20 protein-coding genes and 1 tRNA gene are annotated in these 21,055 nt (G+C 68.6%); 11 read left to right on the top strand and 10 right to left on the bottom strand.

Annotated elements, in window-relative coordinates:
• Positions 1-90: 90 nt before the first annotated feature.
• Both C5C17_RS02735 and C5C17_RS02740 read right to left on the bottom strand, forming a co-directional pair.
• On the bottom strand, positions 91-1,041 hold the full coding sequence (locus C5C17_RS02735; protein WP_104251858.1) for a permease prefix domain 1-containing protein: 951 nt from the start codon (positions 1,039-1,041) through the stop codon (positions 91-93).
• A 1-nt stretch (position 1,042) separates the two neighbouring features.
• Positions 1,043-1,378 carry a PadR family transcriptional regulator gene (locus C5C17_RS02740; RefSeq protein ID WP_104251859.1) on the bottom strand — a complete coding sequence of 112 codons (336 nt, stop codon included), beginning with the start codon at positions 1,376-1,378 and terminating at the stop codon, positions 1,043-1,045.
• Positions 1,379-1,500: 122 nt separating this feature from the next.
• On the opposite strand from C5C17_RS02740, the gene C5C17_RS02745 reads away from it, so the two are divergent.
• On the top strand, positions 1,501-2,790 hold the full coding sequence (locus C5C17_RS02745; protein ID WP_104251860.1) for an MFS transporter: 1,290 nt from the start codon (positions 1,501-1,503) through the stop codon (positions 2,788-2,790).
• A 230-nt stretch (positions 2,791-3,020) separates the two neighbouring features.
• Here C5C17_RS02745 and C5C17_RS02750 read toward each other — a convergent pair whose 3' ends face one another.
• Positions 3,021-3,947 (bottom strand): Ppx/GppA phosphatase family protein, encoded by a 927-nt coding sequence (locus C5C17_RS02750; protein WP_104251861.1) that lies wholly within the window; start codon positions 3,945-3,947, stop codon positions 3,021-3,023.
• 66 nt (positions 3,948-4,013) lie between these two features.
• Here C5C17_RS02750 and C5C17_RS02755 point away from each other — a divergent pair, with 66 nt between their 5' ends.
• From C5C17_RS02755 to C5C17_RS02765, 3 genes are all read left to right on the top strand, one after another.
• Positions 4,014-4,517: an amino-acid N-acetyltransferase gene (locus tag C5C17_RS02755; RefSeq protein ID WP_104251862.1), complete on the top strand. Its 504-nt coding sequence runs from the start codon at positions 4,014-4,016 to the stop codon at positions 4,515-4,517.
• A gap of 90 nt (positions 4,518-4,607) precedes the next feature.
• Complete coding sequence (locus tag C5C17_RS02760; protein ID WP_104251863.1) at positions 4,608-5,261, top strand: hypothetical protein; 654 nt, start codon at positions 4,608-4,610, stop codon at positions 5,259-5,261.
• A gap of 120 nt (positions 5,262-5,381) precedes the next feature.
• On the top strand, positions 5,382-7,637 hold the full coding sequence (locus C5C17_RS02765) for a bifunctional UDP-sugar hydrolase/5'-nucleotidase (protein ID WP_104251864.1): 2,256 nt from the start codon (positions 5,382-5,384) through the stop codon (positions 7,635-7,637).
• A 158-nt stretch (positions 7,638-7,795) separates the two neighbouring features.
• Here C5C17_RS02765 and radA read toward each other — a convergent pair whose 3' ends face one another.
• Positions 7,796-9,124 (bottom strand): DNA repair protein RadA, encoded by a 1,329-nt coding sequence (gene radA, locus C5C17_RS02770; RefSeq protein WP_104251865.1) that lies wholly within the window; start codon positions 9,122-9,124, stop codon positions 7,796-7,798.
• Between the two features lie 138 nt (positions 9,125-9,262).
• Here radA and C5C17_RS02775 point away from each other — a divergent pair, with 138 nt between their 5' ends.
• From C5C17_RS02775 to C5C17_RS02795, 5 genes are all read left to right on the top strand, one after another.
• The gene (locus C5C17_RS02775; RefSeq protein ID WP_104251866.1) at positions 9,263-10,591 is read left to right on the top strand and encodes an ABC transporter substrate-binding protein; all 1,329 of its coding nucleotides are present in this window, start codon (positions 9,263-9,265) and stop codon (positions 10,589-10,591) included.
• Entirely contained in the window at positions 10,588-11,553 is a 966-nt protein-coding gene (locus tag C5C17_RS02780; RefSeq protein ID WP_258065839.1) for a carbohydrate ABC transporter permease, read from the top strand. The genes C5C17_RS02775 and C5C17_RS02780 overlap by 4 nt, the downstream gene beginning before the upstream one ends.
• A complete protein-coding gene (locus tag C5C17_RS02785; RefSeq protein ID WP_104251867.1) occupies positions 11,550-12,446 on the top strand; it encodes a carbohydrate ABC transporter permease in 897 nt (298 codons plus the stop codon). The genes C5C17_RS02780 and C5C17_RS02785 overlap by 4 nt, the downstream gene beginning before the upstream one ends.
• A gap of 32 nt (positions 12,447-12,478) precedes the next feature.
• Positions 12,479-13,435, top strand: a complete 957-nt coding sequence (locus C5C17_RS02790) for a diacylglycerol kinase family protein (protein WP_146079057.1) — start codon at positions 12,479-12,481, stop codon at positions 13,433-13,435.
• 60 nt (positions 13,436-13,495) lie between these two features.
• A tRNA-Ser gene (locus C5C17_RS02795) sits at positions 13,496-13,585 on the top strand.
• A 57-nt stretch (positions 13,586-13,642) separates the two neighbouring features.
• On the opposite strand, the gene C5C17_RS02800 is transcribed toward C5C17_RS02795, so the two are convergent.
• The 3 genes from C5C17_RS02800 to C5C17_RS02810 form a co-directional block, all read right to left on the bottom strand.
• The gene (locus C5C17_RS02800) at positions 13,643-14,494 is read right to left on the bottom strand and encodes a CPBP family intramembrane glutamic endopeptidase (RefSeq protein ID WP_104251869.1); all 852 of its coding nucleotides are present in this window, start codon (positions 14,492-14,494) and stop codon (positions 13,643-13,645) included.
• A gap of 112 nt (positions 14,495-14,606) precedes the next feature.
• A complete protein-coding gene (locus C5C17_RS18875) occupies positions 14,607-14,969 on the bottom strand; it encodes a hypothetical protein (RefSeq protein ID WP_258065841.1) in 363 nt (120 codons plus the stop codon).
• Positions 14,966-15,328, bottom strand: a complete 363-nt coding sequence (locus C5C17_RS02810; RefSeq protein WP_104251870.1) for a bleomycin resistance protein — start codon at positions 15,326-15,328, stop codon at positions 14,966-14,968. Before C5C17_RS02810 ends, C5C17_RS18875 begins: the two co-directional genes overlap by 4 nt.
• 117 nt (positions 15,329-15,445) lie before the next feature.
• On the opposite strand from C5C17_RS02810, the gene C5C17_RS02815 reads away from it, so the two are divergent.
• On the top strand, positions 15,446-16,384 hold the full coding sequence (locus tag C5C17_RS02815; protein ID WP_104251871.1) for a DUF808 domain-containing protein: 939 nt from the start codon (positions 15,446-15,448) through the stop codon (positions 16,382-16,384).
• Positions 16,385-16,471: 87 nt separating this feature from the next.
• Here the strand turns inward: C5C17_RS02815 and C5C17_RS18880 are convergent, their stop codons facing one another.
• Positions 16,472-16,597, bottom strand: coding sequence for a hypothetical protein (locus C5C17_RS18880; protein WP_258065842.1), 126 nt, complete (start codon positions 16,595-16,597; stop codon positions 16,472-16,474).
• Between the two features lie 134 nt (positions 16,598-16,731).
• Here C5C17_RS18880 and putP point away from each other — a divergent pair, with 134 nt between their 5' ends.
• Complete coding sequence (gene putP, locus C5C17_RS02820) at positions 16,732-18,234, top strand: sodium/proline symporter PutP (RefSeq protein WP_104251872.1); 1,503 nt, start codon at positions 16,732-16,734, stop codon at positions 18,232-18,234.
• A 33-nt stretch (positions 18,235-18,267) separates the two neighbouring features.
• Here the strand turns inward: putP and C5C17_RS02825 are convergent, their stop codons facing one another.
• Both C5C17_RS02825 and C5C17_RS02830 read right to left on the bottom strand, forming a co-directional pair.
• Entirely contained in the window at positions 18,268-19,983 is a 1,716-nt protein-coding gene (locus C5C17_RS02825) for an amidase (RefSeq protein ID WP_104251873.1), read from the bottom strand.
• Positions 19,980-21,038 carry an agmatine/peptidylarginine deiminase gene (locus C5C17_RS02830; protein ID WP_104251874.1) on the bottom strand — a complete coding sequence of 353 codons (1,059 nt, stop codon included), beginning with the start codon at positions 21,036-21,038 and terminating at the stop codon, positions 19,980-19,982. The genes C5C17_RS02825 and C5C17_RS02830 overlap by 4 nt, the downstream gene beginning before the upstream one ends.
• Positions 21,039-21,055: the final 17 nt, after the last annotated feature.

Raw genomic sequence — 21,055 nt, forward strand, 5'->3', positions numbered from 1 at the left:
AGAACGAAGCCCCCGCATCCACCGGATGCGGGGGCTTCGTCGTGCGTGCGTTCCTGCGCCTGCCGGCGCGTCGCGGCGCGTGCCCGCGAGCTAGCGCGTGGCCTTCCGGAAGCCGTCCCAGATGTCCCAGACGCTGGTGGTGACGACCCCGAAGGCGACGAGAACCGAGACGATCGTCGTCACAGTCGCCGCACTGTCCGCGCTCGGGATGATCGTTGTGAAGAAGTCCGGATTCAGGAGCAGGCCGCGACCGAGCGCCGTGAGCAGCAGGGACATGAACAGGACGGCCAGCACAGCGTTCGCCCAAGCGAGAGGCAGCGTCACGCGCCCGGCCCGGTACAGGGCCACGCTGTAGACCGCTTCGAAGATGAACAGCACGAGCAGCCCCAGCGCCCACCACGGCCAGAGATCCTGGCCGAAGAACGACAGTCCCGGCTGGGTCGGCACGAATCCGACGAAGTGGTCCCACGCGATCGCGCCCGTCCCGAGCACGAGGAACACCAGCGACGCCACGAGTTCGGACGCTCCAGCCCCGGTCTGGCGGATCTCCGGAAGGTCGGCGACGCTCCACCTGCCGTCCCTTGTCGGGGTGTCGGTGCGGTCGAGGATGAAGAAGACGAGGGTCGTCCAGAAGGTGACGTGCATGATCACGCTGAGGATGATCACCACGACCTCCGCGATGATCTCGCCGATGCTGCTGCCGAGCAGCGTCTGCGCGATGGCGACCCCGAGCGCCGCGCATGCGGGGGTGATCCAGAGCAGCACCTTCAGCAGGCGCCACCACATGAGGTAGTAGCGCGGGCCGATCAGATACAGCTTCCTGTCCGTGTAGCTCGCGGCCAACAGCTCCGGGTCGCCGAGGTCCGTGAGCACGGCTGCTTCCGCGACCGTGGCCTGCTCGCCGGCCTCGGTGCGCGCATCCACCAGGTCCTGGATGGAGGCGCGCAGCTCAGCCTCGAGGTCCGCCCGCTGGTCGTCGGGCACTGTGCGCATCGCGGCGCTGACGTAGCGCTCGGTCAGGGTGTCGTTGATAGCGGTCATGTCAGGCCCCTTCTGGGAGATGCTCGATCGCCTCAGCGAGGGAGCGGAATTCCGTGGTCATCGCGGTTGCGAGCGCCGTGCCTGCCGGGCTCGCGCGGTAGAACTTGCGAGGGCGGGCCTCGTCGGTGTTCCACTCGCTCGTGAGGTGCCCCTGCTTCTCGAGTCTGCGAAGAAGCGGGTAGAGGGTGTTCGCGTCGGTGTCGAAGCCGCGGGATTGCAGTGCTTCGAGGAGGCCGTAGCCGTAGCCGGGTTCGGCGAGGAGGCGGAGGCACGCGAGCACGACGGTGCCCCTGCGCAGCTCCTGCAGGTGGATGTCGTGGGTCTCGTCGTCGCTCATGAATCACACCATAGTGTGTGACACACACTGTCGTCAATGGCACGGTGTTGTGAGTCGTATGAACCGAGCTTTCCAACCGGTGGCACCACGCCCGCCCGCACCACGGGCTTACGCTGGAGGGCGTGCCTGCATCCCCCTCTTCCTCGCCGAACGGCAAGCCGAAGAAGGAGGCAACGCTCGCGCAGGTGACCCTGCTGGCGCTCCTGCCGTCGTTCGTCTTCGCGATCGGCGAAGGCGCGATCATTCCGATCATCCCGACCGTTGCCGTCACGTTGGGGGCCGGTATCGAGCTGGCAGGCTTCATCGCGGGGTCGCTCATGATCGGTCAGATGCTCGGCGACCTGCCTGCCGGCGCGGTTGTCCAGCGTCTCGGCGAGAAGCGGGCGATGCTCGCGGCGCTCGCGGTGAGCCTGGTCGGCATCCTGCTGTGCGCGTTCGCGGTGGCCCCGTGGATGCTGCTCATCGGCGTCGTCGTCATCGGTATCTCGGCAGCCAACTTCAACCTCGCACGTCACGCGTTCCTTACGACCTACGTGCCACTGCGCTACCGGGCGCGCGTGCTGTCAACGCTCGGAGGGGTCTTCCGCGCCGGGTTCTTCGTCGGCCCGTTCATCATCGCCGGCATCCTCGTGCTGTTCGATGCGCCGCAGTACGGGTTCTGGGTGTTCGTCGTCTGTGGCGCCATCGCCGCGCTCATCCTGCTCTTCGCGCCCGATCCCGAGACGGTCGCGCGTCCCGCGCACTCCGCGAAGGCGGTGCCGGACGCTGGCGTCGGGGACGTCGGCGTGCTGCCACCGAAGCGACTGGGCGTCTTCGCCACCATCCGGGTGAACGCCGGCGTGCTCGTGCGCCTCGGGACCGGCGCCGGCATCATGGCCGCGCTCCGGGCCGCCCGCAACGTGATGCTGCCACTCTGGGCGCTTTCGATCGGGATGGATACCGCAGCGGCCGTGTTGGTCATCGGTGTGAGCGCGGGCGTGGACTTCGCCCTCTTCTTCGTGTCCGGCTGGGTCATGGATCGATTCGGCCGTGTCTGGGGTGCGGTCCCGGCGCTGCTCGGCTTGGGCGCAGGCTTCCTCGCGCTGGCGTTCACCCACGACCTCGCCGGTGACGCCTCTCAGCTGTGGTTCACGTTGCTCGCGATCTGGCTGGGCTTCGCGAACGGTATCGGCTCTGGCATCCTCATGACGCTCGGCGCCGATCTCGCGCCGCGGCAGGATCCGGCCCCGTTCCTCGGCGCGTGGCGGCTGATCACCGATTCATCGGCGGCGTCGGTCCCTGTGATCGTTGCGGCCGCGACGGCGCTGGTGTCGATCTCGTTCACGTCGGGGATGCTCGGCGTGCTCGGCTTCGTCGGCGCGGCCCTCATGGGCTGGCAGATCCCGAAGCACGTGCCGCGTCAGCGGCGCTGAGAGCAGGGCCCGCGTCAGCGGCGCTGAGAGCAGGGCCCGCGTCAGCGGCGCTGAGAGCAGGGCCCGCGTCAGCGGCGCTGAGCGCGGAACTCGCCCCCTCGCCCCCTTGCGCCCTCGCCCCCTCGCGCCGGCGTCAGAGTCTCGGGATGGAATCGTCGCTTCGTTCTGGGAATCTTCCTGCAACGAAGTGAGTTCAGCATCCCGAGTCGGGAATGCTCGCGATGCGGCGGTTACCGGGGCAGGCGGTCGAGGTAGTCGAGCAGGACGCCTTCGCGCATAGCCCAGGGGGAGACGTCGAGCTGCGTGATGTCGAAGACGTGCATGACCTCGGACAGGACGACGCCGCCTGCCACGATCTGCAGTGCACGGTCGGTCGTGATCCCGGGCAGCGCGGGCCGCGCCTCAGAGTGGAGCTTGGCGAGGCGCGGCACCCAGTCGTCGAGCTGCCACTTCTGCAGCGTCGTGCGCTGTCCCGCCCCGATGCCGTCGATCGACGAGCCGGCGAGGCGGGCGAGGGAGCGGATCGTCTTCGACGAGCCCACGAACTGGTCTGGGCGGGCGCCGTCGAACGTCTCCGCCGCCTCCTTGATGAGCTTGCGCGCGTACTTGCGCAGCTCATCCACCTGGTCTTCGGTTGGCGGGTCGTTGTGGAGGAAGTTGACGGTGCTGCGGCCGGCGCCGAGGGGCACGGAGATGGCGTGCTCGGAGAGCTCGTCGTCGCCGACGGCCAACTCGAGCGAGCCGCCGCCGATGTCGACGAGCATGATCCGACCGGCTGCCCAGCCGAACCAGCGGCGGACGGCGAGGAACGTGGTCCTGGCTTCCTCTTCGCCGGTCATGACCTGGAGGTCGATGCCGGTCTCCTTGTGGATGCGCTTCAGCAGCTCTGGCCCGTTCTTGGCTTCCCGGATGGCGCTGGTCGCGAGCGGCATGAAGTGGTCGAGCTTGCTCTTCTTGACGGCGTCGGCGGCTCGGTGCATGGCGTCCATGATCTTGGCGACGCCTTCGTCGGAGATCGAGCGGTCTGGCTGCAGGTACCGCATGAGGCGCAGGATGCTCTTCTGGGACGTCTCCGGCACGGGCTTCGCGCCGGGGTGGGCGTCGACCACGATCAGGTGGACGGTGTTGGATCCGACGTCGAGAACTCCAAGGCGCATGCCTGGATGTTACCCGTGCTGTCGCTCAGGGCGGCGTCCCCGCCTGCCCGCGCGTACGCTGGACGGATGCAGGAGATCACCATCAGGAGGGCCACCACGCACGACATCGTGGGTATCAGCGAGCTGATCCAGCCGCTCGTCGACCGGAACGTGCTGCTGCGGAAGGAGCTCATCACGCTCTACGAGGCGGTGCAGGAGTTCCGGGTCGCAGTCGATGAGCACGGCAGTCTGGTGGGGTGCGGCGCCTTGCATGTGCTGTGGCGCGACCTGGGCGAGGTTCGCACGATCGCGACCTCGGACTCCGTGCGTGGAACCGGCGTGGGGCACGTGCTCCTCGACCGTCTCATGGCTGACGCCCGCCACCTGGGCCTCGAGCGCCTCTTCTGCCTGACGTTCGAGACGAGCTTCTTCGAACGGCACGGCTTCGTGGTGGTCGGCGAGCAGATCGTCGACGCGGAGACGTACGAGATGATGCGCCGTTCCCCGGATGAGGGTGTCGCCGAGTTCCTCGACCTCGCGCACGTCAAGCCGAACACGCTCGGCAACACGCGCATGCTGAAGGTGCTCTGAGCGCGTCACTGACCTGCGCACCCGACCGCTTCGCCACGGCAATCGGTGCGCCTCACGGGAGTCGCAGGACCGGGTCCGTACCCTTGGCGAGTGAGTTCGACCCGCAGACCAAGCAAGGCCGTCTACCGCCGTCGGCGGCTGGCGCTCCTCATCGTCTGCGTGCTGGTCATCGGCCTGCTGATCTGGGGCATCTCGAGTCTTCTCGGGGCCAGAGGCGACGAGCAGGGCGGCGGGCCCGCATCCGTTTCCCCGTCCGCCTCTGCGAGCGTGTCGGCGTCCGCTGAGACGGGTGAGACGCCCGCCGCCACACCGACCGCCACACCCACGCCCACGCCGACGGGGCCGGCTGAGTGTGCGGCGCCGGAGCTGGTCGTCTCTGCGATGCTCGACGCCACCAGCTACGCGGCTGACGTCCAGCCGCAGCTCTCCCTCTCGATCGCCAACACGGGTGCGGAGCCGTGCGTCATGAACGTCGGCACCGCCGTGCAGGTCTATACGATCTCGAGCGGCGCCGACGTCATCTGGGTCTCGTCGCACTGCCAGACCGACCCGGCGGACGAGATCGTCACGATCGGTGCGGGCCAGTCCATCGCGGCCCCGCCCATCTCCTGGGTGCGGGAGCGCTCGTCGCTGGACACCTGTGGCACGGACCGGGCGGATGCTGTTGCCGGGGGTGCCTACTACCAGCTCGTCGTCAGCGTCAACGGCATCGCATCCCAGCCCGCCACGTTCGTCCTCGACTGAGCAAGGACCACTTCGGGGTTTCGCGATAATCCCCTGAACGTTAACCTTGAAGACAGTGTGAGCTGAGACGATCCTCTCGTTCCGCACAATCCTGTCCCTCCGTCGATCTCCAGGAGACTCATGACGACGCCCACTCGCAAGCGAGCAACCGCTGCCGCTGCCGTCCTCGGCACGGCAGCTCTTGTTTCCGCCTTCGCAGCACCAGCGGGGGCCGCCGTGCTGTCCCCGAGCTTCATCGAGCCCACCGCCGGCGCGAAGCAGATCAACCTCGTGGGCTTCAACGACTTCCACGGTCGCTTCCTCGACGCCGACCTGTTCGCGGCCACCGTGCTGCAGGCCCAGCAGGGCTTCGGCGAGGAGAACAGCCTCGTCATCTCCAACGGCGACGCCGTCGGTGCCAGCCTCTTCGAGTCGTCGATCCAGCAGGACCAGCCGACGATCGACGTGCTCAACACGATGGGCGTCGATGTCTGGACGCAGGGCAACCACGAGTTCGACCAGGGCATCGACGACGCGACCGGCCGCCTCGCATCCGCCACGAACGGCCCGGACCTGGCCGCGAACGTCACCCTCGCCGACGGGTCGTACCCGTTCGACACGCACGCGATCTTCGAGGTCAACGGTCTCAAGGTGGCCGTCATCGGCGCCGTCACCGAAGAGACCTCGGCGCTCGTCTCGCCTGACGGCATCGAGGGCGTCACCTTCGGCGACCCCGTCGAGGGCGTCAACAAGGTCGCCGCTGAGCTCACGGCCAGCAAGGCCGCCGACGTCATCATCGCCTCTTACCACGAGGGTGCGCCGCTCGACGACGCGCCGATCGCTGACAACGAGCAGTCGGACACCTTCCGCCACATCGTCGAGGACACGGCTCCCGAAGTGGACGCTATCTTCAACGCGCACACGCACCGCCAGTACGCGTACGACGCGCCCAACGGCGCATCGACCCGTCCCGTCATCCAGGCCGGCCAGTACGCGGAGAACATCGCGCAGGTCGCGCTCACCGTGGACGCCTCCGGCAACGTGACCAAGTCGGACAGCTCGATCGTCCCGACGCTCGAGGCGGTTCCCGAGGCGCTCGAGAGCGACCCGCGTATCGCTGAGATCCGCACGATCCGCGATGCTGCGGTCGCCGAGGCCGACGTGCTCGGTGCCGAGGTCGTCGGCACGCAGACCGGCGATCTGTCGCGCGGCAAGGAGTACGAGCCCGGTTCGCTCGTCGTCGCCGAAGACGGCACCACGTCCGGTGGAATCGTCACGACCGCCGACAACCGCGCGGAGGAGTCGTCGCTCGGCGGCATCATCTCGCAGTCGATGCTCGAGACGGTCGCAGCCACCGGACGCGACGTCGACGCGGCGATCATGAACCCGGGCGGTCTGCGCGCTGACCTGCTCGACGACGACGGTCAGATCACCTACAAGGAGGCCGCGACGGTCATCCCGTTCGCGAACAACCTCTCGGTCGTCTCGCTCAAGGGCGTCGATGTGAAGAACGTGCTCGAGGAGCAGTGGCAGCTCACCGCTGACGGCGAAGTGCCTTCGCGCCCGTACCTGCAGCTCGGCCTGAGCGACAACTTCACGTACATTTTCGACAGCTCGCGTCCCCGCATGGACCGCATCGTGGGCCTCTCCATCGACGACGAGCCCGTGCAGCCGGACGAGACCTACAACCTCGTCATGCCCACGTTCCTCGCAGCCGGTGGCGACAACTTCCACTCGCTCGCGAACAATGTCGGCGTGCAGGACACTGGCCTCATCGACCTCGACGCGTTCGTGACCTGGATCCGCAGCGAGACCTCCGCTTCCCCGGAGGGTGTCACGCCCGACGTGAAGCGCAACGGCTTCGAGATTCTCGGGCTCCCCGAGAACAACACGTTCGTGGCAGGCGAGACCTACACGCTGACCGTCTCGAAGTTCAACCTCACGTCGCTCGGGTTCACGCAGAACCTGTCGATCGTCGGCTGGATCGGCCAGATGGAGCTCGGCGCGCAGACCGTCGACCTCTCGACGCCGAACCAGGTGGAGTTCACGTTCACCGTTCCGGAGAACGGCATCGCCGAGACCTCGGAGTCGCGGCTCGCGTTCCTCGCCAGCCAGTCTGGCGCGGTCGCCTCCCTGCCGGTCATCGTCCCGCCGCTGGTCGAGCCGACCCCGACGGCGACGACGGAGCCGACGGCCACGGCTGAGCCGACGCCGACGGCGAGCGCAACGGCGGCGCCTGTTCCGACGACGACGTCCCCGGCCGCTGATGGTGGCTCGCTCGCCACGACGGGTTCCGACGAGAACGCCATGTTCGCGGCCATCGCAGGTGCACTCGCACTGCTCGTGGCCGGTGGAGCCGCGCTGCTGCTTCGTCGCCGTGCTGGCAGCGACGCGTAGTCCTCGGACGCAGCGCTGAGTCGGCCGACGGCTGATTCGCGAAAGGCCCGGAGCGGATGCTCCGGGCCTTTCGCATGCGCGCTGCTGGAGGGCCCAGCCGTTCGCTCGCACGCAGCTGCGCAGGACGGCGAACGGGTGCCGCGGAGGCGGGGGCTTCGTCAGTTGCCGAGCGCCGCGGTGAGTGCGCGGTCGATGCTCCCGATCGAGGGGTCGACGACGTGCGCCAAGCCCATGCGCTTGGCTTCCGCCGCGCGCAGATTCGCGGATGCGACGCGGCGGATCTCGCCGGCGAGGCTGACCTCGCCGAAGACGACGGTGCCGTCGCGGACCGGACGGTTGCGGATGGAGGAGGCGATGGCGATGGCGATGGCGAGGTCGGCCGCCGGTTCCTGGAGCTTCACCCCGCCGACGGTGGAGACGTAGACGTCGTACTCGGACAGCTTGTGCTTGGTGCGCCGTTCGAGCACGGCGAGCAGCATCGCGACCCGGCTCGTGTCGACGCCGTTGGTGACCCTGCGCGGGTTCGGGGCGTTCGTCTTCTGCACGAGGGCCTGGATCTCGACGGGCAGCGCGCGCCGCCCCTCGAGCGCGACGGTGACACAGGTTCCGCTGACCGGCTCGGGCCGCTCGCTGAGGAACAGGCCGGACGGGTCTGGCACCTCGGTCATGCCCTCGCCGGTCATCTCGAAGCAGCCCACCTCGTCCGTCGGCCCGAAGCGGTTCTTGATCGTGCGCACGAATCGCAGTGCCGTGTGGCGGTCGCCCTCGATGTGGGCGACGACGTCGACGAGGTGCTCGAGGAGGCGCGGGCCGGCGATGGTGCCGTCTTTCGTGACGTGGCCGACGATGATGACGGGCACGCCCCTGGTCTTGGCAACGCGGATGAGGGCTGACGCGACCTCGCGCACCTGGCTCGGCTGCCCCGCAAGCGAGTCGACGGTGTCGCTGGAGACGGTCTGCACGGAGTCGACGATGATGAGGCCGGGGTCGAGGCGCTCGATCTGCCCGAGCACGGTCGACAGGTCGGTCTCGCTCGCGAGGTACAGGGTGTCGTGCAGGGCATTGGTGCGCTGGGCGCGCATCCGCACCTGGTTCACCGATTCCTCGGCGGACGCGTACAGCACGGTGGTGCCCTTCGCGGCGACCCGGGAGGCGAGCTCGAGGAGGATCGTGGACTTTCCGACGCCAGGCTCGCCGCTGAGCAGGATGGCGGCACCTGGAACCAGCCCGCCGCCGAGGACCCGGTCGAACTCGCCGATTCCCGTCGGGCGGTGCGCGACGTTGTCGACGGGCGCCTCGGTGATGGGCCGTGCGGCACGCGACTCGCTGATCGTGGCCGCCTGGATGCGCCCGGCGGTCTGCGATTCGAAGCGGTCGACGAGGGTGCCCCAGGCCTGGCATTCGGGGCACTGCCCGAACCACTTCAGCGATGCGGCACCGCATTCGGTGCACTTGAACGCTGGCTGCTGCTTGGTCTTGGGAGGCATGCGTCAAGGCTAGGTGCGACCACCGACAACGGGCCCCAGCACGCGCTCACGGCAAAGAGTCCCTATCCTGAGGAGGCTCACCGCCGTACGCGCCCCCTGCGTGCACCCCCGACGCGGGGAGCCACGTCTGGAGGATCAGTGACGATACGAACGCGCGCCCGCACGACGACGGCCCTGCTCGCCCTGGCGGCGATGACCGGACTCGCAGGATGCGCCCCCGGCCCGATCATCGAGGACGGACCGGGCGAGGCGGGCACCCTGGAGGTGCAGAAGGTCAACCCGGCCGACTTCGCTGGCCAGAGCATGAGCTACGTCTACTTCACCGACGGCCCGGATGAGGCTGCAACGCGTGAGCTCATCGCCTCCTTCGAGGAGGAGTACGACGTGACCGTGAACCTCGAGGTGCTGCCGTACTCGGACCTCGTCACGAGTGTCCAGGCCCGCCTCTCCGGCGGCAATGCGCCTGATGTGGTGCGGCTCACCGGCCTGACCGACTTCCGCGCCGACCTGCTCGACCTGCGCACCTACCTCGGCGAGGACTATGCCGAGGAGTTCGTCGACGGCCCCGTGAAGGGCGTGCTCGGGGAGCACGGCGAGATGCTCGCCGTGCCGTCGGATCTGACCCTCAACGGGCCGTTCATCAACGTCGACCTGTTCAACGAGGCCGGGGTTCCGCTGCCCGATCCAGAGGATCCCTGGACATGGGACGAGATGATCGACGCGGCCACGAAGGTGCGGGACGCGACGGGAACCGAGTACGCGTTCGCGATCGACAAGTCCGGGCACCGCATCAGCACGGTCCTCAGCCAGTACGGCACCGCGCTTGTCGGCGACGATGGCGCCGTCCTCGATGAGGCGAAGGCGGTGGAGGCGCTCCAGCCGCTTGTCGACATGATGGCGGACGGGCGCATGCCGCGTGACTTCTGGCTCGGCTCCGGCAGCCGCTACGAGGGTGCGAACGACATCTTCCTGGCACAGCAGACGCCCGTGTACCTGTCCGGGAACTGGCAGGTGGGGCAGTTCGCCGACAACGCCGACTTCACGTGGTCCGCGGCACCGAACCCGTGCGCCGACGAGTGCGGTGGCTTCCCCGGCGGGAAGTACATGGGCGCGCTCGCGGAGGGCCCGAACCCTGCGCTCGGCGCGTTCTTCGTGCAGTACATGAACACGACCAAGGCGCAGCAGAAGTTCATCGTCGCCGGCGGCTTCCTGCCCACGCGGGTTGACCTCACCGAGCGCGGCGTGCAGTACCCGGTCCGTCAGGAGGACATGGACGTGTTCTTCGCCGACCTCGCTCGCACCCCGGACCTCGGCTATGAGGCCAACAGCCAGCCGTCGTACACGGGCGCGTCGCTCGAGCTGGTCGACCAGCTCGCGCTGGTCGTCGCGGGGGAGAAGGACACGACGTCAGCGGTCTCCGACTTGCAAGCGAAGTCCGAGCAGCTCGTCGAGGAGCTGCAGCCGTGACCGCCGACCTCAGCGCCACGACCGACGCACAGCGCGTCGTCCAGCCACCCGGTCCGGATCGGCGACCCGGGAAGCAGCAGCGCGGGTCGACGAAGCCGTGGCAGCTGCGGCTCGCTCCGTACCTCTTCCTCCTGCCCAACATGGCGATCTTCGGCGTCTTCACGATCTGGCCGGCGATCAACGGCTTCAACAACTCCCTGTACTCCTCGTCGAACGGGCGCACCTTCCGGCGGGAGGGGCTCGGCAACTACACGCGCATCCTCACCGACCCTGAGTTCTGGGGCGTGGTGGCGCAGACCGCCGTGTATGCGGTTGCGTACGTCGCCCTCTCAGTGGTCCTCGGCATCCTGCTCGCCGTGCTCGTCGAGCAGCAGCTGCGCGGGCGCGCGTTCTTCCGGGCCGTGTTCTTCATCCCGGTGCTCGTGTCGCCGGTCGTCGCGGGCCTCGTCTGGAACTGGATGCTCGAACGCGAGGGCGGGCTCGTGAACACGGGGCTCGGGATGCTCGGCGTCTCGCCCGTGCCGTGGCTCGTCGAGGGGCCGTGGGCGATGGTCGCCATCGTCGGCGTCGGCGTCTGGCTGCAGGCCGGCTTCTATATGCTCATCCTCATGGCCGGGCTGCAGAGCATCGACCCCACCCTGCACGAGGCGGCCTCCATCGATGGGGCCTCGCGGTGGCAGCAGTTCTGGGGCATCACCCTGCCCCTGCTGCAGCCGAGCGTGCTCGTCGTGGTGGTGCTCGCCACCATCCACGGCTTCCAGGCGTTCGACTACATCTTCACGCTCACGGGCGGCGGCCCGATCGGGGCGACCACGCTCATCGTGCAGTACATCTACGAGAACGCGTTCGTGTCGCCCATCCGGTACGGGCTCGCCGCCGCCGGCAGCGTGCTGCTGTTCCTCGTCGTGTTCTCGATCACGCTCGTCAACTACTTCATCGGCCGAAAGCGAGACGCGGTATGACCACGGACACGGCCCTCCTGAACTCCGTCGGCACCCAGAAGCCGGGCAAGCCGACGTGGACCACGACGAGCTCAACGCGCGTCACCTCCACGGACGCGCTGCGCGTCGTGATCCTCATCACGTTCGCGCTGCTCGCCCTCATCCCCATCGTGTGGCTGCTGCTCGGGTCGTTCAAGACGCAATCGGAACTGGCCGCAGGCGCGAGCACGCTCTTCCCATCGTCCTGGTCGTTCACGAACTACACCGAGGCGCTCACCCGCTTCAGCTTCGGCAGCTACCTGCTGAACAGCGTCGTCGTCACCGTCGCGGCGACGGTCCTGACGCTCGCCGTGAACTCGATGGCCGCGTACGGCCTCGCGAAGTACAACTTCCGCGGCAAGACGTTCCTGTTCATCGTGACCCTCGCGACGATCATGATCCCGCTGCAGGTCATCCTCATCCCCGTCTACCAGGTGGTGGCGTCGCTCGGCCTCGTCAACTCGCTGTGGGGCCTCATCATCCCCGCCGCGGCGACCCCGACGGGTGTCTTCATCCTGCGCCAGTACATGCTCTCCATCCCGGACGAGCTCATCGAGGCGGCCCGCATCGACGGCGCTGGCGAGTTCCGCATCTTCGCGTCCATCGTGCTCCCCATCTGCCGGCCCGCGCTCGCGGTGGTCGCCATCCTGTCCGTCATGTGGCGGTGGAACGACTTCCTGTGGCCGCTCATCGTCGCGCAGAGCGAGTCCGTCTACACGCTGCCCGTGGCGCTCGCCCGGTTCAACGCGGAGGAGACGGTGCCGTTCAACCTGATCCTCGCGATGAGCGTCGTCAGCATCCTGCCGATCGTGGTGCTGTTCCTCTTCTTCCAGCGCCAGGTGACGACGGGGATCGCGAATACGGGTCTGAAGTAGCGCGCGCCGCCCGGTTCGGGCAGTATCAGAGCGTGTCAGCGCGTCGCGTGGTGTGCGCCGTGAACCCGTCGGCGGGGCAGGGCGTGCCCGGCGACCTCGGCCGCAGACTGGCCGGGGGAGTGGGCGGCGGTCCGCTGCCCGACCTCGAGGTGGTGCTGGTGACCGCCGGCTCCATGCCGGAGCTCCGGGGTCGCGCCGCCGCCGAGCTCGCGCACTCGGGCGGCGTGGATGCGCTGGTCGTGATGGGCGGCGACGGCATGGTCTCCCTTGGGGCGGGTCTCGTCGCGGGCACGGGAGTGCCGCTCGGGATCGTGCCGGCCGGCACGGGCAACGACTTCGCGCGCGGCGCTGGGATCAGGCGGGGTGCGCCCGCCGTCGGGATCGAGCGGATGCTGACAGGCCTGCGCACCGGCGAGGTCGGCATTCGCGAGGTCGACGTGGTGCGCTTTGCTCTCGACGGTGTCGAGCACGTTGCCCTCAACTCGGTGAACATCGGGTTCGATGCGGTGGTGAACCGTCGCGCGAACGAGCTCCGACGTCTGCCGGGGACGGCTCGCTATATCGCCGCCCTGCTGGATTCGGTGCGGAGCTTCTCGCCTCGCGAGTTCGGCGTCTCGGTCGACGGCGGTCCTGCGCGCGGCGTCGCCGCCGAACTGCTCACGATCTTGAACGGGTCCTCGATCGGCGGCGGCATCAGGGTCGCGCCCCATGCGGTCGTCGACGACGGCGTCCTCGACCTCTTCATCGTCGGACGGCTCTCGAAGCTCGGGCTGCTCACCCTGTTTCCCCTCGCGATGGTGGGCCTGCACACGCGGCTGCCCGCCGTCTCTTTCGAGCGGATGCGGCGCGTCCGCGTGCAGGTGCCGGCCGGCGTCCTCGTGTACGCCGACGGGGAGGAGCTGCGCGGGCCCGCCCGGGGCGCGTGCACGCTCGATGTGCGGGTGGACCCGGGCGCGCTGCGCCTCGTCCAACCCCAAGGGCCGGCCTGACGCGCCGTCGTCGACCGCCGATTTGCATTCGACCCCATGGGTCGTACTAAGATTCCCCACGGTGACGTGTCCGAGCGGCCGAAGGTGCAACACTCGAAATGTTGTGTAGGGGCGACTCTACCGTGGGTTCAAATCCCACCGTCACCGCCACTCGAAAGGCCCCGACTTCCCTGCGTTCGCAAGGAAGCCGGGGCCTTTCTGCTGCCCTCATCGCGACGGCTCTGCCTCGTGGTGGAAGGAAGTCGAGGAAGCCGCGGTGATCCGCCCGCGGATGAAGATGATCGCCAGGAGACCGAAGAGGATCACCGCGATGTTGCCGAGCCCCGCGAACGCCGTGAGCGGCCCGGCGCCAGGGTGCGCGGTGAGCAGGAAGATGCTGGGGTCAGTGCTCGCGTGCAGGAGGATCGGCCAGATCAGGTTGCCCGTGACGCGGAGCGCGAGGTACATGCAGATGCCGAACGCGAACGTGTAGAGCACCTGGACCGCCGTCGTGAGGAGATCCTGCCCATCGAGCAGATTGCCGGAGTGCATCGCGGCGAAGAGCGCAGCTGACACGAGCGCCGTCGCGATCTCCGAATGGCCCGCCTTGCGCATGAGGTTCACGACGTACCCGCGGGTCAGCACCTCCTCGGCGAAGCCGATGCACAACCCCGTGACCAGCCAGGCCGCGACCAGGCCCAGGCCGGCCGAGTCGTCGTCGAGCGCCGCGAACCGGAGCACGTTGAAGATCAGCACGACGGCCACGGCGATCCACATCCACCCCCTGCCCCGAATCGGTTGCGGTGCGAACAGCTCGCGCAGCCACCCGAGCGAGATCGCGAAGGCCACGAGGAGGAGGCCACCCAGGGCGATCGGCAGTGCGAAGCCCACGATGAGCGCGCCCGCCGAGCTGGGCTCGAGGCCATCCAAGAGCGGCAGGAACAGCAACCCGCCCAGCTGGTACAGCACGTAGTAGGCGACAACCAGCGCGACGGCCTTCCACCACCCGCCCCGCTCCCAGAAAGCTCTCCAGCGGGATACCTCGGGTGCGTGTCCGGGGTCGTCGGTTCGGCCGCTCATGGGCGCACTCCAAGAGTTCGGGGGAGGGGCCGCCTGGGGCTTGGCTCGGCCTGAGCACCGAGCCTAGTGAGCACAGACCCTACTGAGCACGGGGCACGCAGGAGAGCGAACTTCACCAGCCGTGCGTGTTCATCCACTCGCGACGCTGGTCGGCTTCGTCCCTGCTGATGTCTCCGCGCCAGGAGTCATGCTCGGCGAGCTCACCGCCCTCAAGTGTCACGAACGCGAAGCAGACCGGGCAGATCGCCCTGCCGTGAGGGAAGCCGTCGGCGAGCGGCGGTGCGGGGGTCGCTTCGGTTCCGCCTGCCGGGCAGCGCGGCGCATCGGCGTTCACGTCGCTCCACAGGATGCTCGAGCCCGTCCGATTGTGCAGGCCGGCGTGCCCGGCCCGTCTCGTGCAGATCTCGCCGTCGCGGCGGCTGAGGCACAGCATGCGAGCCGCACCGGGCAGCTGCGCGATCGGACGGTTGCTCATCGCTCTCCGATGAGGTTGAGCTGCGTGCCGTCGATGTCGACGAGGTAGCCGACCCTGCCACCCCATGCTTCCCGGGCGACCGGATGCAGGCGGGGGAACCCGACGCGCCCCTCTGGCACGCCCGTCGCCAGAATGGCCGCGTACAGCGCGTCGACGTCGGCGACCCGGATGCTGCACATCGCGGCGCTCGAGTACGGATCGACCTTCGGATGCGGGAAGAACTCGAGCACGACGGTTCCCCTCGCCAGGATCATCCACCCCTCGTCGAGGAAGCTCCGCTCGAAACCGAACGAACCGTAGAAGTCTGCCGTCGCGTCGAAGTCTCGGGACGGGAGATTGGGCACCGCACGGTCACGCATCCGGCCAGCCTACGGCCGCGAATCGTGGGTCTCCACAGGACCGGCGGGCTCTCGCACACCCCGGGTATGCTCTGTCTGCTGCGTTCCGCGCGGCGACAGAACACCTAGGAGAACACCGTGCCCGTTGGCCTGCTCGCCGTCGTCGACGACATCCTCACCGCCGCGCTCAAGGCCTCGGCCAAATCGGCGGGTGTCGTCATCGACGACGCCGCCGTCACCCCGCAGTACGTGCAGGGCATCACGCCCGCCCGCGAGCTGCCGGTCGTGTGGAACATCGCCAAGGGCAGCCTCTTCAACAAGTTCGTGATCATCATCCCGATCGCCCTCCTGCTGACGGCGTTCGCTCCATGGGTCCTGCCGTTCCTGCTCATCATCGGCGGCGTGTACCTGTGCTTCGAGGGCGCAGAGAAGGTGACCGAGTGGTTCGGGCACCACCATGCGCTCGACGAGGATCACCCGCGCGACGAGAAGAAGCTCATCTCCGGCGCGGTGCGCACCGACCTCATCCTGTCGACCGAGATCATGCTCATCTCGCTGTCGAACCTCGACCCCGACCTCGGTTTCTGGATGCGACTCGCCGCGCTCGTCGTCATCGCTCTCGCCATGACCGCCCTCGTCTACGGCGCCGTCGCCCTGCTCGTCAAGATCGACGACATCGGCCTGCACATGGCGACCCGCAGCGACCGCCGCACGCGCCACCTCGGCGTCCGCATCGTCCGCTCCATGCCCGCCGTGTTCCGCTTCATCAGCATCGTCGGCACCGTCGCCATGCTGTGGGTCGGCGGCCACCTCGTCATCATCAACGTCGGCGAGGTCGGCTTCCACGCGCCGGCGGACCTGCTGCACGAGATCGAGCACGCGCTCATGAACACCGGCCCCGTCGTCGTGTGGCTCGTCGACACCCTCATCTCCGCGATCGTCGGACTCATCGTCGGCCTCGTGGTCGTCGGCGTCGTGCTCCTCGTCGGGCGCATCCTCCCGAAGAAGTCGCAGGCCGTGACCGCCGCTGCCACCCCTGCGCCAGCAGGTGAGTCACCGAAGCCTGGCGCCCACTAGCCGTTTCGAGTACGCGCTGCCTGTGTTTGCAACCTCCCGGGGCGTCCCGAGGGGTGGAAGAAGCACAGGCAGCGTTCGCGTTGGTAGCTAGCGCTCACGGCGCAGAAGACCGATGAGCTCGTTGTAGGTGACCGTGAACCCGGAGCGCAGGATGCACCAGACGAGCGTGGCCGCGATGGCGATCGTGATGCCGGCGCGCAACGTCGCATCCATCGGCACCAGCCTCGACTTCGTCGACAGGCCGTTTTCGCGTATCTTCGCTAGTCGTTCACGTTCTCGACAGCAACCCTGAGAAGGTCGTGCATCCACACGGGTAGGCACGTCGCTTCCAGAAGGAGTCACCGCCCATGTCCGACCTGACCTTCCAGCTCATCGCGCTCGCGATCTACTTCGCGGCCATGGTGGGGATTGGGCTCTACGCCTTCCGACAGACCAAGGACCACGAGGACTACATGCTCGGTGGCCGCAGTCTGAGCCCGGGGACAGCGGCACTGAGCGCCGGCGCCTCCGACATGTCCGGATGGCTCATGATGGGTCTCCCAGGCGCCATCTTCGTCTCCGGCCTCTTCGAGGCTTGGATCGGCATCGGCCTCCTCATCGGCGCCTACCTCAACTGGCGTTTCGTGGCTCCGCGCCTGCGCGCCTACACGGAGGTCGCCAGCAACTCGATCACCGTCCCGAGCTACTTCGAGAACCGCCTGCACGACAAGTCGCGCGCGCTGCGCATCGCCAGCGGCGTCGTGATCCTCGTCTTCTTCACGTTCTACATCTCTTCCGGCATGGTCGCAGGTGGCGTGTTCTTCGAGAGCAGCTTCAGCGGCGACTACCTGACGGGCATGCTGCTCGTCGCCGGGGTCACACTCGCCTACACCCTCTTCGGCGGCTTCCTCGGCGCGACGTTCACCGACGTCGTCCAGGGCCTCATGATGCTGGTCGCGCTCATCGCGATCCCGGTCGTGGCGATCATCTCGCTCGGCGGCTTCGGCGGGGTCAGCGAGGCCATCGTCGCCTCGGGCGTCGACCACACGGGCCTCATCCCCGAGGAGCTGAGCTGGCCCGTCATCATCGGCATCATCTCGGCGCTCGGCTGGGGCCTGGGCTACGTCGGGCAGCCGCACATCATCGTGCGCTTCATGGCGCTGCGCGACTCCCATTCAGCGATCGCCGGTCGTCGCATCGGCATCTCGTGGATGTTCCTCTCGCTCCTCGGCGCCGTCACGGCAGGGCTCGTCGCCGTCGCCTACGTGCAGGAGAACGGCGTCGATGTCGCAGATCCCGAGACGGTCGTCCTCCTCATGGCGCAGGTCCTCTTCCACCCGCTGGTCAGCGGGTTCATCCTCGCCGCAGTGCTCGCGGCGATCATGAGCACCATCTCGAGCCAGCTCATCGTCTGCTCGTCTGCCCTCGTCGAAGACCTCTTCATGGTGGTCGCCAAGAAGAAGCCGAGCGCGAAGACGCTGGTGCTCGCAGGCCGTGGAGCCGTCCTGGGTGTCGCCCTCGTCGCGGGTCTGCTCGCCATCAACCCGTCCGACTCGATCCTCGCGCTCGTGGGCTTCGCCTGGGCTGGCTTCGGCGCCGCGTTCGGCCCGATCATCCTGCTCAGCCTCTACTGGAAGAAGCTCACCAACTGGGGTGCGCTGGCGGGCATGGTCGCCGGTGCCGCGACGGTCTTCATCTGGTCAGCGCTCGGCACCGACCTGTACGAGATCATCCCGGGCTTCATCCTGAACCTCGTCGTCTCGGTCGTCGTCAGCCTCCTGACGCACAAGCCGGGAAGCGCAACCGATGTGGACGTCGAGCGAGAGTTCGCGGAGACCGGCGCGCTGGCGGTCGTCAAGCCGCAGAAGTAGCCGCCTCTCGCGGCCCGGCGCGGTCGGTGCGATTCAGAGTCTGGGCGTGCGGGGAGGCTCCGTGCGGCGCTCGCCCGTCGCCTCGAAGGCCGCGGCGAGCCGCAGGAGCGCCGTGTCGTCGTAGGCGCGGCCCGCGAAGGTCAGGCCGACCGGCATCCCGATGTCGGCCATCGTGCCCATGGGCACGGTCACGGTCGGGATGCCGAGGTGCCGGATGGCGAGGTTGCCGTTCGCGACCCACACGCCGTTGCGCCAGCCCAGGTCGGCCGACGCTTCGTCGACATCCATGTCGGCCGGCCCCACGTCGGCCACCGCCGGGAAGGCGACGGCGTCGAGGCGCTGCGCGAGCAGCCACTCGTCAAGGTCGATGCGCCGGGTCTCCTCCAGGCCGCGAACGCCGCCGGCCAGCTCCGGGATGTCGGTGAACGAGGCGACGGGATGCTCGCGCACGTGCTCGGGGTACGTCGCGATGTCATCGTCGAAGCCCGTGTAGCGGTCGGGGAGTGCGCCGTCGGGGTGCGGGAAGATGCGGGTGCCATCGACCTGCGTGAGCGAGTTCAGCTTCGGGTCGCCGTTGGCTGCGAGGAAGTCGTCCCAGCCCCACGCCGACAGGTCCACGATCTCGCGCTTCAGGTACTCGGGGGAGACGAGTCCGCGCGTGGAGATCTTCGGGGCTCCGGGTCGGTCGCCCTCGTAGTTGGACACGACGGGGAAGTCGACCTCGACGACGGTCGCGCCGGCCGCCTCGAGGTCGGCGCGCGCGGCCTCCCAGAGCTCGACGATGGATCGACGCGTATCGATCTTCTGGCCTGTCGGCCCTCCGACGCCGGGCTCCTCGGACGTGCCGGCGTCCGGGTCCGCGTTGATGTACATGCGGGGCACCCCGATGCGGGTGCCCGCGAGCGTAGCGCGGGCATCCGCCTGGTTCGAAGGCAGCAGGGCCGCGTACGAGGCCGGCCGCACCTCGGAGGCGCGGGGGATGCGCACCCAGGGCTGCGCTCGCCAGAAGTCTCCGCGGGTGTCGTGGTCGTCGGCGACGACGACGTCGAGCACCTCGAGCAGGTCTGCCATCGACCTCGTGTGGGGCACGACGACGTCCATGGTCGGGACGAGTGGCCAGTTGCCGCGCACGGAGATGATGCCCCGTGACGGCGTGTAGGCGCAGAGCGCGTTGTTGGACGCGGGCGCACGCCCGCTCGACCAGGTCTCCTCGCCGAGGCCGAATGCCGCGAAGCTGGCCGCGGTCGCGGTGCCGGATCCGTTCGACGAGCCCGACCCGAAGGCGCTGGTCAGGAACTGGGCGTTGTACGGGCTCTCGGCCCGGCCGTACTCGCCGCGCTGCATGCCGCCGTTGGCCATCGGCGGCATGTTCGTGAGGCCGAGGCAGATCGCGCCACCGCCCCGTAGGCGCTCGATCGTGAACGCGTCCCGTTGCGCGACGAGGTCCGCGAACGCGGGGCTGCCGGATGCGGCGGTCAGGCCCTTGACCAGGTAGCTGTCCTTCGCCGTGTAGGGGATGCCGTCGAGCGGTCCGAGCAGCTCGCCGGCCGCGCGACGTGCATCCGACGCTCGAGCCTCGTCCAGCGCCGCCGGGTTGCTGACGACGACCGAGTTCAGCGCGGGACCCGCCGCGTCGTATGTCGCGATGCGGGCGAGGTACGCCTCGGCGAGCTCCTCGCTCGTGACCTCGCCGTGCTCAAGGGCGGCGCGCAGCCGCGCGATGCCCGCCTCGACGACGTCGAAGCTCATCGCGGGCCCCCGTCGGCACTCGGGGTGTCGAGGCTCGGCTGCTGCTGGGTGATGCAGTGGATGCCGCCGCCGCGAGCGAACAGCTCTCGCGCATCCACCGACACCACCGTGCGGCCGGGGTAGACGGACTCGAGGACTTCTCGCGCTCGTGCATCCGCAGCCTCGTCGTCGAAGCCGCACGCGACGACGCCGTCGTTCGTCACGAGGTGGTTGACGTAGCTCCAGTCGACGAAGCCCTCCTCGTCCCGCAACGTGCTCGGTGCGGGGATGCCGACGATCTCGAGCTGGCGGCCGGCAGCATCGAGCTGGCCGGCAAGATGCTCGCGCAACTCGGCGACCACGGCGTGGTCGGGGTGCTCGGGATCTTGTTGCTCATGCAGCAGCAGGGTGCCGGGCGCGGTGAGGGTCGCCACGATGTCCACGTGCCCGTTCGTCCCGAACTCGTCGTAGTCGCGGGTGAGGCCGCGCGGCAGCCAGATCGTGCGGGTCGCGCCGAGCGTCCGAGCGAACTCGGCCTCGACGCGCGCCATGTCGGCGAGCGGATTCCGGCGTGGATCGAGCTGCACCGTTTCCGTCGCGAGGATCGTTCCCTCGCCGTCGACGTGGATGCCGCCACCCTCGTTCACGAGGAGCGAGCTCACGAGCTCCGCGCCGCTCGCCTCCGCGACGATGCGGCCGATGCCCGCCGACTTCTGCCACTCGGCCCAGGCCGGGGCGCCCCAGCCGTTGAAGATCCAGTCGACGGCGCCGAGCACGCCTGGCCGTTCGTCATCGGCGACGAACGTGGGCCCGATGTCGCGCATCCAGAACTCGTCGAGTGGTGCCTCGAGGATCTCGATCTCGTCGCCGAGCATGCGGCGCGCTCGGGTGAGCTCGCTGGGGTCGACGACCATCGTCACGGGTTCGAAGCGCGCGACGGCATGGGCGACCGCGGTCCAGGCGGCGTACCCTGCCTCGCGCTGCGCGGCGGTGTCGCCGAGCGTGATTCCCTCGCGGGGGAAGGCCATCCATGTGCGATCGTGCGGCGCCGTCTCAGCGGGCATCTTCCAGGCCATGTCCGGGTCCTCCAGGT

The sequence above is a fragment of the Pseudoclavibacter sp. RFBA6 genome, assembly GCF_002931575.1.
Taxonomy (GTDB): domain Bacteria; phylum Actinomycetota; class Actinomycetes; order Actinomycetales; family Microbacteriaceae; genus Pseudoclavibacter; species Pseudoclavibacter terrae.